Genomic DNA, 13,197 nt, shown 5'->3' with positions numbered 1-13,197 from the left:
ATCTAATCATAAATATTACTTTACTTTATTGCAAGTACGCACAATTTTGTGCAATAGTATCTATTTGTATACTATACCATTCAATTATTTATTTTTGACCCTGAAAAAAGAATCTCATATAAAGCAGGAAAACAGGAGACAGTCAACATTTTTTGAACGTTGACTGTCTCCTGGGTTATGCACCGTTATTGAATCCAACTTTCCCTGTTTGTCATGCAGTCACAATGCGGCTTTCTGCCTGTAAACCTAATTTCTCCACTGCATGCTCCCGCATCTTATATTTCATAATCTTTCCGGCGGCATTCATGGGGAATTCTGTGACGAAATCGATGTAGCGAGGTGTTTTGTGCTTCGCCATGTGGGAACGGATATAATCCTTGAGCTCATCGGCAGTCAGGGTGACGCCGTCCTTGAGGATCACACATGCCATAATCTCCTCGCCGTACTGTTTGTCGGGTACCCCGATCACTTGCACATCCTTGACTTTTGGATGGGTATAGATAAAGTCCTCAATTTCCTTGGGATAAATATTCTCTCCCCCCCGAATAATCATATCCTTGATGCGTCCGGTAATTTTGTAGTACCCATTCTCATCGCGCCTGGCCAAATCGCCGGTATGCAGCCAGCCATTTTCATCAATGGCAGCTCTCGTCGCCTCAGGCATCTTATAGTAGCCTTTCATGATGTTGTAGCCCCGCGCTACAAATTCACCATCCACATGATCGGGCAAATCCTTGCCGGTCTCCGGATCGACGATCTTGCATTCCACACCGGGCAAGACTCTTCCTACAGTATTGACACGCAACTCAAGGGAATCATCTACCCGGCTCTGGGTGCATCCGGGCGAAGCCTCTGTCTGGCCGAACACAATGGTAATTTCGGTCATGTTCATCTTGTCCACCACATCCTGCATCACTTTGACAGGACAGGGACTGCCTGCCATAATGCCGGTCCTCATATAGGAGAAGTCCGTTGCGGGGAAATCCTCATGTTCCAGCATGGCGATAAACATGGTAGGAACGCCATGGAAGCAGGTGATCCTCTCCTTGTTGATACAGTCAAGGGATTGCTTCGGTGAAAAATAGGGTATGGGAGAGAGGGTAACCCCATGGGTCATTGCGGCCGTCATGGCAAGCACCATGCCAAAGCAGTGGAACATCGGCACATGAACCATCATGCGGTCAGCAGTAGAAAGATCCATGCAGTCGCCGATATTTTTGCCGTTATTCACCACATTATAGTGGGTGAGCATGACCCCCTTGGGAAAGCCTGTAGTTCCCGAAGTATACTGCATGTTGCACACGTCATGTCTGTTGATGGATAGTGCCCGCCGGTATACCTCCTCAATTGGCACTTTACAGGACAGGGCCACAGCATCCTCCCAGGTCAGACAGCCCTTCTGCCTGGAATCAACGGTGACGATATTCCTGAGGAAGGGCAGCCGTTTGATATGCAGGGGTTTCCCTGCCTCCGCAGTCTCCAGTTCGGGGCAAAGTTCCTTTATAATACCGACATAGTCGGAGTCCTTATAGCCGTCTATCATCACCAGTGTATGGGTATCCGACTGGCGGAGCAGATACTCCGCTTCATAGATTTTATAGGCCGTGTTTACCGTAACAAGAACCGCACCGATCTTGGTAGCTGCCCAGAAGGTGATAAACCACTGAGGAACATTGGTGGCCCAGATGGACACATGATCACCCGGCCTCACCCCCATGGCAATTAGCGATCTGGCAAAGGTATCTACATCATCCCGAAACTCGGTATAGGTTCTGGTATAGTCCATTGTAGTATAGCGAAAAGCGTACTGGTTGGGAAACTCCTCCACCATGCGGTCAAGCACCTGAGAAAAGGTCAGGTCAATTAAGGTATCCTTCTGCCAGATATATTTCCCTGTCTTGGCGTTATTGTCGAAAAGATGTCCGTTCGCCGTACTCTTTTCCATGTAACGGCTCATATAGTTTGCAAAATTGGGAAAGACAACACCCGCATCATCAAGGTCCGCTGCCCAGCGCTTCACCCATTCCAGGGACACATAGCCGTCATAGTTGATGGAACGCAGGGCCCGCATCATGTCGTCAATGGGCAGATCTCCCTCCCCCATCATCCGATACCGGGTTGTGCCATTCTCTACAACAGAATCTTTTATATGCACATATTTAATATAGGCGCCCAGATTCTGTACCGTCTTTTCAGGTCTTTCCCCTGCAAACCGGTAGGGATGGTGGACATCCCACAGGGCGGCCACCGCATCACTGGCCGCATGATCAAGCAGTCTACATAGACGGGACGTGTCGGTATAAACACCATTCGTTTCCACCAGCAAAGTCACGCCCTTCTCTTCGGCAATGGGGATTAATTTCTCCAGGGCGGCAAGAATAACCCCATCATCCACCTCGCCGTTAGGCTGGGGTTCCGAGTCGGCAAGAATGCGGATGTATGGGGTGCCAAGCTTGGAGGCCAACTGGATATATTCTATAATTTCAGCATGGTTTTTTTCCGCGTTTTCAGCAAACTTCAAGCAGCAGCCGGAAGAGAGGCAAGGGATTTCGAGGCGCAACTCAGAAAGCTTTTTTACAGTTTGGGGAAGTTGGGATTCGGTGAAAGGCTGGGCCTGGACGGCAAATATTTCATTGCCCAGTCCACGGATTTCGATGCCGTTAAAGCCAAGATCCTTGGCCATAGAATAGATGTCGATCCAGCTGAAGTCGGGACAACCAAGTGTGGAAAACGCAAGTTTCATTATAATTCCTCCTAACGTTTCTGGGTCCGTTTAGTCCGGCCGCTTGTGATTCTTTAACTAGAGATAAAGAAAAATGGATGCTTCAGTGCCCCTAGTCCTCCATGTCCCTCGGAAGCTTTGGTGATACTTATACTTTCAGCCCTTTGAAACGGATAAATTCCTGAAAGTATAAAAAAGGCCTTCGTCCCTCAGCATTTCTGCCAGAGACGAAAGCCTTACGCTCCCGCGGTACCACTCCTTTTGGTATGAAACATACCCCCTCTAAGCATCAGTCAGAATGACGAATGCTCTCTCGTGATAACGGCGAGAAACCCGTTCCCACTTACTTGCTGCAGTCGTCATCATAGATTCCGCAGCTTTCACCTAACTGCTCAAGGGTGAGTCCACTATTACTCTGCGCACTGTTTCTCAGCATCTAACAGCTCTCTGTAGCGACATACCGCAAAGTGTTATCCCTGTCATCGCATTTAATCGATTTTTTGATATGCTATCAAATCTTAGGCTATTTGTCAAGCATTATTTTAAGGGCTATAAATCCCCAGTCCGTAACAACTTTATTATTTTTGCAGGCCTAAACGCTTCAGTTTCTTCCACAAACCGGTCCGTGTGATGCCCAGATAGTTGGCCAGTTCTGTTTTGTTCCCATGAAAGGCTTTTAAAAGTCTGGCCAGTTCTTCTTTCTCCGACACCGCTACATTTTCTCTGATATTCTTTTTAATCTCAGCGGGCAGATCTTCCATTTTGATCAGATCATCATCGGCAAACACAAAGGCCCAGTTCATAACATTTTGCAACTGCCGAATGTTTCCTGGAAAATCATATTCCAGCAGCGCCTGGACTGCTTCATGGGATAACTTTTTCATGCGCTTGCTATTCCGCCTGGCCAGCTCTTCTAACATGCTTTCCGCAAGTTCAATAATATCTTCTCCCCGCTCCCGCAGCGGGGGAATTTTTATTTCAATGCTATTCAACCGGTAATACAGGTCCTCTCTAAATTCCTGCCTTTTTACCATTTCCTTGAGATTTCTGTGGGTGGCCGAAATCACCCTTACCTCGATAGAGACAGGTTTTTCCGCACCTAGCGGTTCGACCTCTTTTTCCTGAATCACGCGCAGAAGCTTCGCCTGTAATTCCAGGGACAGTTCCCCGATCTCATCGAGAAAGAGAGTTCCCCCATGGGCGAGCAGGATTTTTCCTTTTTTTCCTCCTTTCAGCCCGCCTGTGAAAGCGCCCTCTTTGTAGCCGAAAAGTTCCGATTCCAGCAAGTTATCAGGAATCGCGGCAGAGTTTACCACAATAAAAGGACCCTTAGCCCGGGGACTGGAACGATGGATGGCTTTGGCAAACAGCTCTTTCCCGGTTCCCGTCTCTCCTAAAAGAAGAATCGGGAATTCATACTGAGAAACTGCCGCCGCTTTTTGAATGGTCTCCTGAATGGTTTGCGAAGAGCCGATAACTTCTTCAAACCCGGGCGGTTTGACGGCAACATCCCGGGTCATTTTGGAGTCATTTCCTAAATTCAAGATACTCTGAGCCATAATGAAAGCCAATTGTTCACAGGCCACTTTGAACAAACCCGCCATCTCCTTTGAGGTGGCACTTTCATCAGAGGTAGCCGTCCCCAGACAGGCTCTAATCTTTCCTTTGGCGTCTGTAATGGGGGCATAGAGAACAGCGGTAAATCCCCGGCCAAGCAATTCACCCACAGACATGTGCCGCTGGTCGGCAAGGTTAAAGGCCACAATGCTTTTGGACTGAAGCATCTCCCGAAAGGGCAGCTTACGTATGGGAAGCCACTCCCCGGAAACCGCCAGTTTCTTCCCGGCTTCTGCCAGACAACAGTATTTGTCCGCCTCCTCGTCAATCAGAAACAGGCCCACCCGGTCTGTTTTAGCCAACTGCCTTAATACCTGGCAATAGGCATCGAAAAACTCTGTCGTTCTCCCCAGCTTTCCCATCCCGGCGATGGTCTGAAGCAAGGTCGCGGCAGCCAAGGTATGGTATTCCTGTTCCTCCTGTACCCCGGCATGAAAAAAAGCCGGAGCGACCCCTTGGGCAAGCTTCTCAAGGAGCAGAGCATCTTCTACCTGAAAACGTTCAGGTTCCACACTGGCCAGCAAAATTGCCCCGATCACCCCGCGATTAAAGATAATGGGTACCCGGAGTATGGAACGAAAGCCGGTCTGATAGAGCCAAGGATCCTCGCTAAAATGGTGGGTTTCAGGAAGAAAATTCTCTACAAGATAGGGTTTTTCATGATAAAGTACCCAGGCCAGGCCTGAGTTTGAAATCTCTTTATAAGCCGTCTGAACCCGTCCTTCAATATCAACCCCGATGGAATATTCGTAATTGAACCGGCGTAAGGAACGATTAACCCGAACAAGATCAAATCGCTCAAACTGGACAGATTCTTTCACACGGTCCGCAATGATATTAATAATCGTTTGGGGGGCCGTTGCATAATCGATCAAATTGTCCACGGGAAAGAGCCCATCCAAAAAACCTTGACTGGCCTCTCCTGCCGGTACTTCATTAAGGAGGGCCAAATGCTTGAGACTCCCGTTAACCTGATAGAGTTCCAGGGTGCCCTTCTCAGACAGAATGTTTTTCTGCCCGGCAAGCTTCCCAAAGTCTTTAACAGGATCCCCGTGACATTGCGGCAAATTCTGCAGGCCTTTTTCAATCCTGTTCCGCATGCTCTCTTCCATTCTCCAGGCAAACTCTATTTTATTTTGGGCATTTAACCGGGTAAATCTGGGAAACGCTTTGAGTAGTTCAGGCCTCATCCCATCGCTCCTTCCTCTCCTGTTAACCTGGATTCCCGAGTTAACAGTTCAGTTAACAGTCTATTGTTCCCCGTTTTTCCTTGTGATAAAATAAGAATATCAAAGGTATCCTCTCAAATAAGGATTATTCTTACCCCTATCATACAAAAAGAGGGTTTCCCAGGTCAACTATTCCTACGAAGTTAATATATATGATATTATTTACTTATGCTCCTCCACCTTCGTGTAAACTTTATTGAAAAATTAGTTAACACCTTCTGCGCAGAACCCCGTCAAAACGGGCTTTCAGACTTGGCATGATATTTGCAGGACATTATGGGTGATAAACATGACGCCGGGAAGTTTTACCGCTCTTATTTTTCATTAAGACAAAACTACAAAGGAGGTTTTCAAAATGGCTGCCTATGTTCAGGCCGTAAAAACAGAATTAAAGGATTGGAAAGTTTCCGTACTGGTACTCATTTTGACAGTGGGAAGAATCATTTATGGATGGTCCTGGCTGAAATCCGGATGGGGCAAATTAGCATGGTTCAGCGATGGCACGCTCAATTCAGCAGAAAAAATTCACACCCTTGTTAACAATATTGCCGGTCCCGATGTGACTCGTTTTGATCCCTTTTCCATTAATCAAGGTTTTGCCTGGATCGCCCAGCATGTCTTTTTGGGGATGCCGGCATTGACCGATGTCCTGGTCGTTGTTTTTGAAATCGGCGTTGGTCTATGCCTGATTCTGGGCGTTCGAGTATTCTGGGCTGCTTTAATCGGCACGTTCATGAATATGCAGTTCATCGCCGGCGGGTCCTTTAACAACTTCGGTTATATTTGGACAAACTTGGCACTGATGAAATTCGCCAAATATGCGGAGATGATTGGATTAGAAGGACTACTCAGATTCAAAAAATACGATGGGTTTGATTTCACAGTGCCAAAAGAGAAAAGCTTATCTAACTGAGGATCCTCTACCATATTGGAGTTGTAGATTTAAACTTCCCATCATAGAATTTGGAAAGGTCTGCCCACGGGCAGACCTTTTTGCAAAAAGAACCATGGTCTTTACCATAGTTCCTTAAGAAAATCTTTGGTGCCGGACACCTATTCAAGAGAAGTTTCACCTGTCTCCGTCCCGGTCGAATCTGGAGCCGGTGCCGGATGGGCCTTGACATATTCAAGGGCCTGATAGATTTGTTCAGCGGTTTCGGCACGGGAGATTTTATCTTTGGGATAAAAGTTTCCTCCTGCATCCAGTTCAACAACATGATAAGCAAGGGCGCGTTGAATGGCCCCTTGATAATCAACTGTGATTTGATCCTGATCGGCGATCTCAACCGGAACGAGATTGATCATGGGCAGATTTTCCTTTTGTTCCAGTGCTTGAATCAGATGGTACGTAAACTCTTCACGTGTCCATTCCTGACTCGGATCAAGATCAGCCGGAAGGTCCAGTCCGTTCACTGCAGCAACAATCAGCGTATTGGCATACCAGGCGTCGTTGTTCGCATTGGGATAATAATCTGTGGCTTTCGGCTCTTTTAGGAATCTTACCGAATCAATATTCAGTTTTAAGGCATTGACAATAAATTGAATGCCTTCCGCCGCTGTAATCGTATGATCAGGGGCAAACACGCCGTCAGAAATACCCTTGACATATCCGTTTTCTTGCAGGGCAATAATTTTTTCTTGGGCATTTACATTGGAGAGGTCTCTAAAAGGAGTGGTAGCTGCAAAACTATTTCCCGCTAATGCTATCGTCAGGATCGCAGCAGTTGAAAAGGGAACCAATTTCGATTTAAGATTCATTTCCATTCACCTTCACTATTTTTTAAGTTATACCTTTTAGACGACCTGGAGCAAAAAAAGTTTCCCTCCTCTTTTTTGCTAACCGGATATTTTTCTCCAAGGATGTGTTTCATCCTGGAGAGGACTTTTTCTACCCCTGCTCTGGTGGGGAATTAGGCCATATTCTCAACATCTGCTCAAGTTTTCTTACCCGGGTGCTGATCAGATCACGGCCTTCACAATGTTCAGGCCATTCTTGTTCTCATAGGTGAGGGATTGAACTTTTTTTCGCACAAGGAAAAGACCCAGGCCGCCAATCTTCCTCTCTTCTGAAGATTGGGTGATATCAGGATCTTCCGCTTCAAGAGGGTTAAAGGCAGCGGTATTGTCGGATATGATGAGCACGATCTTCTCCTTCTCGGTGTAGATGTTGATTTCTAAGCTGTGATCTTTTCCGGTTTTGCCGCCGTATTTGATAATATTGGTAGCAAGCTCTTCGATGATCAATTGAAGGGTACACAGCTTGGCCGATAATAGTTCGTTTTCCGCACAAAGTGCTTCAATTTCCCTGTTCAGCATCTCTAAATCAAAATCAGCAATGGTTTTTTTATATTGATAGTCCATTTGATTCTTCCCTCGCTTTTTTCGTCGTTTTCCGATGCCCTTAATTTTTGCAGGTATCTACTGCGCTGTATGCCAAAATAATTTCTTGATAGGTTAAGCCCTCTTGCAGTAAACGCAGCTGCCTTTTAGCAGGACATTCCATGAGATCATCTGCCTGGATCAGGTGGGCCAGATATTTTTCTTCGCCAAAATTTCTTTTCTTTAACCCTTCCCAGGAAATAGTGACCAGGTTTTTCATAAAATAATGCATGTTTTCCGGGGGGGCAATCCTTCCCTGGTGCACTGCCTGGCAGCGTAGTTCCGAGTTGGTCATGGCAATCTTGTTTTCCCGCCAAAATTCCTGGACGAGTTCCGCGGCTTCTCCATAATTTTCTGAAATGCCCGTGTAAAAAGCAGTGGGGATAAAAATCTCCGACAGGGGTTGGGTGCAAGTATGCCTTATTTCAATGGTTCCATGTTTGCTGACCGCAATGGGCTCAAGGGAGCGAAAGCATAAGACGTCCTGCTCCGGCTTGTCCTGATCCTGGAAATAATCGGAGAATTTAACGGGCCGGATCGGCCTAAATCCATCGTTACCATCACTTACTAAAAAGATCTTCAGATCCATCAAGTGACCTGCCACATCTTCAATAGAACGGTAGTCCTGATCATAAGCAGCGGTATTGGGTGCTTCACATAACCGCCAGAGGGTATCCCGGAAACACAAGGTATGGTCTCCCATTTCCTGGACCAGGCTTAAGGGAAGCTTAGCTTTCCAAGCACCGGTTTGTCCATAGGGAAAGGGAAGGGAATTGGCAAAAAGTATGCCATCCGCAAAGGCTAACTTTCCCAGCAGGTTCAGCCGGTTTGGAAGGTCCGGAAGCCTGACGTCAAGATGTGTCTGTGTTGCGGCAGAAAATGCATGAAAGATTTCGCCGTCATGATGGGTGGTGAATTTTTTTAAGAACTGGGATTTGGCCGTCAGAGCCGGCGTATGCAGTGGTTTGCTGTCCGCATATTCCGCATAAGGATTTGTACCCATTCCGCATATGAGATGATGGTGTGATTTCTCAAGCTCTTTTAAAGCCCTTAAATACGGATAGAAACGATCGGCTATTTCGATAACACTTCTTTCTTTTCCCATGGAGAATTCAATGGTGTTAAAGCTGGTTTCAAAGGAAAAGACATCTCCCTTGTCATTGACTGCTTCGCTAGGAAAACCCTCCAGAGTGAATCCGGTCGGCCTGAATTGAAACCGGTGTACCAATAGATCAACCATGGCTTGGGAAAATTCCGGTTCCACCGGCTGCCTGGCCAGATTCAGCACAGGCAGTTCAATTTCCACACCCACACACTGTTCTGTTTTCCCAAGAAATTTATCTATAAAATGATCATAGATCAATTCTTCAGCTCTGTTGTTCATCTTGAGATTCTCTCTTCCTCTTTCCCTATTCTTCGAATGGCCACGATGGTAATATCGTCAAATTGGGGGGCTTCGGCAACAAATAGATCCACATTTGCTTTGACGCCATGAATCACTTCATGTATGGTCGCCCCATGCAGCTCTTTCACAATACTCAGCAAACGGGCATCCCCATACAGTTCATTTTCCCTATTGGTTGCCTCTGTAACGCCGTCCGTATATAAGATTAAGGTCTCCCCTTCCAAAAGCCGCATGTGCATGATGGGGTATTTTGTTTCTTCCATTGCCGCAAGAGGAAGTTTGTTTTTAACAGGAATAAATTCAACTGTGCCGTCTCTGTGACTGATCACAGGGGGATTATGCCCGGCACAGGCATAAGAAGCCTCTCCGGTATCAATATCCATGATGCCCACATAAGCCGTCACGAAAAGCTCAGCAGGATTTTCCTGGCAGAGCAGGTTATTGGCGATGCCTAAAAGCTCATTTACCGTGACATTATTTGCCTGTGCCGCCGTTTTAATGACCATCTTGGCAATGGTCATAAACAGGGCCGCGCCGACTCCCTTTCCCGAAACGTCTGCCACCACAAAACAGAGCTTATCCTCACCGACCAGGAAGAAATCATAGAAGTCTCCTCCTACCTCTTTGGCCGGAAGCATCATGCCGGAGACGTCATAACCCGGGCAGTCAATCCTTTTGGGCAGCATGCCCAGCTGGATGCTCCTGGCGACGTCAAGCTCGGATTCCAATCGCTGCTTTTCCGCGGCAGCTTTTGCCACCTGTCCCATATACTCTTTGAGGCGAACAGTCATCCCATTAATGGTTGCCGCCAGCATGCCCATCTCATCACGGCCCAGGTCGGCAAATTCATAATCCAGGTTGCCTTCTCCAATTACTTTCGCTCCGTTGGCTAAGATTTCCACGGGCTTGGTGATCGACTTGCTCAGGCGAGTGGCGGTGATAAATACCAGGAGTACGAGGGCCAGAATGATCATCAGGAAAACGACCAGCACCTTCGTTGTCTCTTCTGTGATCACCTGTGCCATTTTCGCTCCCGTAGCGGATACGGACTTGGCCACAGATTGTACCGGCGCCATCATTAAGTTAAAATCCAGCACCGTAACCAAAAGCCAATCCGTGGATTTGATGGGGGCATAACCGATGATGGAACTGTCGTCGGCATAATAATCGGATTTGGCTGTTTTTAAATCCATGCTGCTGATCAATTTTTGAAAATACGGTTTGTTTGCCGTCTCTTCCAGGTCCAGTGAACTGAGCAGCACGGTTCCGTTCCTGTTCATAATAAATGAAGCGATATAAGAACTGTTTTCTACGTTTAGCACCTTTTCCGAGATTTCACTGACGCGAAGATCAAAGGCCAGTACCCCGATGAGGGTGCCCTTTTGATCATAAACCGGAGTAGCGCACGTGACATAACTTCTGGAATCCGTACCTGAGTAAAGATCGGACCAGTGGACAGTACCTGCCGCTACGGCATCCTTATACCAGGCTCTTGTGCGCATATCCGCTTTTTCTACCGCCTCGTAAAAGGTATCGGAGCTGGAAATAACCATGCCGTTTTCCAGTACCAGGTAGGCTAAGGAAATCTTCGGCTCAATGCGTAAGATATTGTCAAACATAGGTGTAGCCGCACTCAAGGTTTTCAGTGTCTGATCTATTTCCTTCTTGCTGGGGTTTGCCGCCTGGGAGATAATATACTCCTCATATCTGCTGAGGGAGGTATAATCGGTGGTCCCGCCATTTTTATAGAGGGTCTCAATATCACCTTTCATGGTTTTGAGTTCGCCCATAATTCTCTCAAAATCTATGTTAATGGTCTGAGCATTGTAGTTTGCCAGAGAAATAGCCAGTTTGGAGCTGCTCTGGGTTATTTCCGCCACATTTTTCTTGTAGAGTTCATCAATGGCGGTCTTGTTTTCTTCCTGAAACGTTGCTTTAATATCAGAAAATCCATAAAATGACACTGCCCCCAACAGGATGGTGACCAATAAGGCTAATCCCAAGAGAGATAATAAGATTTTTTTGCCGATGCGCATGATTAACCTCCTTACTTGTACCTAAATTGTAGTTATTAAAGCCTGATAATAATGTTGTTCAGACCGAGATTCGTGGAATAATCTACCTTCTTTGCCATCTTAGAAATGAGCTTAAGACCCATGCTTTCATCCGTATCAAGGTCCTCAGGCCCATGGGATTTTTCCATGGCTGTCTTATAGTATTCAAGAGGGTTGAATTTTCTGCCCCCGCACCGGAACCGCATGATAACCCTGTCATCCCGGACAAAGATCTTCACATCAATGGAATCATGATCTTTGCCTTCAAATACCTGTTTCAGCATTAATAGGAGTATTTCTTCAATGGCTAAGCTGATCACCATTGATTGTTTGGGATTCAGGCGGCAGTTTTCACAGAAATCGCTTATTTTATCTGAGCTTTCCATGACCGCCTCCACATTGGTATCCACGGAAAAAGAAATAAATCTTCCTTCATCGACGTCACGGTGGTTCAGCAGAAGCACTCCGCTCAACTCCCTCTCCCTGCGGAGCGTTTGCCTGGCAGTGATCATAACGATGGCAAGGGTTAAAAGCTCGCTCACGGAAAAACTAATCCAAATCCCGTAAAGTCCCCATACTTGCGACAGCATCAAAGCCGCCAAGACGATGAATAAAAGCCCTCTGCACAGCGTAAGCAGGTTGGCTATTTTTGTTCTGCCTATGGTCATGTAATAGTAGCCTAATATCTGGTTCACCATAACCCCAGTCAGACTAAGGGAACATATGACGAGGGCAGGAATCGCGATCTGCTGCTGCCCGGTGGAAGTCAGTCCGAACAAGAGACAGATTTGTCGGGCAAATACGGAGATAAGAATACTAAATACCACCATGGAGGCAAGGCCAAATTTGATGGCAAGGGTAAATACTTTCCGGATGCTGATGACATCATGTTCACCGTAAAACACGCCAACCAAAGGGGATACTGTTTGGGCAATCCCGGAAACAATTGCCTGGGCCAGCGTATTGACGCTGTTGACAAAGGCAAAGCCGGCTACCGCAACGGGTCCTCCAAAGGCTAAGATCAGCATATTTAAGATAAATGTCCTGATCACGGAATAAAAGTTGTTTAGGGCCGGGGGACTTCCGACAATGAGGATACCGTTTACCAGCCGTATGGATTTACCAATGGATACGAAGCGGTATCCTCCCTTGGTGAAAAGGAAAGGAAACATCACGATCACTGCAATCAGAGAACTGAAGACCGTTGCAATGGCCAGGCCAAACATCCCCATCCCCAGCACAAGGGTAAAATACAGGTCCAGCCCAATGTCCAGCACGGCCATGATGAGAAACATCATCATGCCCAGATGGCCTCTCCCTTCAATCCGGAAAAAGTTCAAGGGAAGGTAGACAGCCATAATGCAGATTGAACCCGGTATCAGTCCCCGGCAATACTCATAAACCATGGCATGAAGTTCTTTTCCATCACTGATGAGGTTTACGAGAGGATTCAGAAATAGGTATCCTGTAATGCTGATTAATCCGCCCAAAATCAAAACCAGCAGCGCAGTAAGGGTGAAAAGTTTATTTGCCGTATGCCTATCCTCTTTGCCTAAACAAATAGATGCCATGGTGGAAGAGCCGACACAAATCAGGGTCCCCAGCGTTGTGAACAGGAAAAATAAAGGATTTACCATACTCATGGCAGCGAGGGCATTACTTCCCAGTACTTTTCCGGCGATGATATGGTCAGCCATGAAGCTGATATTCCCGCCCAGAATAGCCAATATGGACGGGACCAGGTATCTTTGAAAACTTTTACTGATTAAGTAGTAATTATCCTTCATCATG

Annotated in this window: 8 protein-coding genes; 1 reads left to right on the top strand and 7 read right to left on the bottom strand. The window is 46.7% G+C overall.

The features are described 5' to 3' along the window. Positions 1–211: 211 nt before the first annotated feature. Positions 212–2,743: an AMP-binding protein gene (locus tag DCMF_RS01395; protein WP_148132773.1), complete on the bottom strand. Its 2,532-nt coding sequence runs from the start codon at positions 2,741–2,743 to the stop codon at positions 212–214. Positions 2,744–3,300: 557 nt separating this feature from the next. Further along, positions 3,301–5,529 (bottom strand): sigma 54-interacting transcriptional regulator, encoded by a 2,229-nt coding sequence (locus tag DCMF_RS01390; protein ID WP_148132772.1) that lies wholly within the window; start codon positions 5,527–5,529, stop codon positions 3,301–3,303. Positions 5,530–5,923: 394 nt separating this feature from the next. On the opposite strand from DCMF_RS01390, the gene DCMF_RS01385 reads away from it, so the two are divergent. Continuing rightward, a complete protein-coding gene (locus DCMF_RS01385; RefSeq protein ID WP_148132771.1) occupies positions 5,924–6,481 on the top strand; it encodes a DoxX family membrane protein in 558 nt (185 codons plus the stop codon). Positions 6,482–6,621: 140 nt separating this feature from the next. Here DCMF_RS01385 and DCMF_RS01380 read toward each other — a convergent pair whose 3' ends face one another. The 5 genes from DCMF_RS01380 to DCMF_RS01360 form a co-directional block, all read right to left on the bottom strand. After that, positions 6,622–7,326 carry an S-layer homology domain-containing protein gene (locus tag DCMF_RS01380; RefSeq protein ID WP_148132770.1) on the bottom strand — a complete coding sequence of 235 codons (705 nt, stop codon included), beginning with the start codon at positions 7,324–7,326 and terminating at the stop codon, positions 6,622–6,624. A gap of 201 nt (positions 7,327–7,527) precedes the next feature. Next, on the bottom strand, positions 7,528–7,929 hold the full coding sequence (locus DCMF_RS01375; RefSeq protein ID WP_148132769.1) for an ATP-binding protein: 402 nt from the start codon (positions 7,927–7,929) through the stop codon (positions 7,528–7,530). A gap of 40 nt (positions 7,930–7,969) precedes the next feature. After that, positions 7,970–9,331, bottom strand: a complete 1,362-nt coding sequence (locus tag DCMF_RS01370; RefSeq protein ID WP_148132768.1) for a hypothetical protein — start codon at positions 9,329–9,331, stop codon at positions 7,970–7,972. Beyond that, positions 9,328–11,388, bottom strand: a complete 2,061-nt coding sequence (locus DCMF_RS01365) for a SpoIIE family protein phosphatase (protein ID WP_148132767.1) — start codon at positions 11,386–11,388, stop codon at positions 9,328–9,330. The genes DCMF_RS01370 and DCMF_RS01365 overlap by 4 nt, the downstream gene beginning before the upstream one ends. Before the next feature lie 35 nt (positions 11,389–11,423). Beyond that, the gene (locus tag DCMF_RS01360) at positions 11,424–13,196 is read right to left on the bottom strand and encodes an MATE family efflux transporter (RefSeq protein ID WP_148132766.1); all 1,773 of its coding nucleotides are present in this window, start codon (positions 13,194–13,196) and stop codon (positions 11,424–11,426) included. Position 13,197 lies beyond the last annotated feature (1 nt).

The organism is Candidatus Formimonas warabiya, from assembly GCF_002777255.1.
Taxonomy (GTDB): domain Bacteria; phylum Bacillota; class Dehalobacteriia; order Dehalobacteriales; family Dehalobacteriaceae; genus Formimonas; species Formimonas warabiya.
Note: the sequence above shows the minus strand (reverse complement) of the source record. Positions and strands in the feature narration are given on the sequence as shown.

Bases quoted from the DNA above. Each gene is read 5' to 3' on its own strand.
- DCMF_RS01360 (WP_148132766.1), bottom strand. From the start codon at position 13,196: ATGATGAAGGATAATTACTACTTAATCAGTAAAAGTTTTCAAAGATAC.
- DCMF_RS01365 (WP_148132767.1), bottom strand. From the start codon at position 11,388: ATGCGCATCGGCAAAAAAATCTTATTATCTCTCTTGGGATTAGCCTTA.
- DCMF_RS01395 (WP_148132773.1), bottom strand. From the start codon at position 2,743: ATGAAACTTGCGTTTTCCACACTTGGTTGTCCCGACTTCAGCTGGATC.
- DCMF_RS01390 (WP_148132772.1), bottom strand. From the start codon at position 5,529: ATGAGGCCTGAACTACTCAAAGCGTTTCCCAGATTTACCCGGTTAAAT.
- DCMF_RS01370 (WP_148132768.1), bottom strand. From the start codon at position 9,331: ATGAACAACAGAGCTGAAGAATTGATCTATGATCATTTTATAGATAAA.
- DCMF_RS01375 (WP_148132769.1), bottom strand. From the start codon at position 7,929: ATGGACTATCAATATAAAAAAACCATTGCTGATTTTGATTTAGAGATG.
- DCMF_RS01380 (WP_148132770.1), bottom strand. From the start codon at position 7,326: ATGAATCTTAAATCGAAATTGGTTCCCTTTTCAACTGCTGCGATCCTG.
- DCMF_RS01385 (WP_148132771.1), top strand. From the start codon at position 5,924: ATGGCTGCCTATGTTCAGGCCGTAAAAACAGAATTAAAGGATTGGAAA.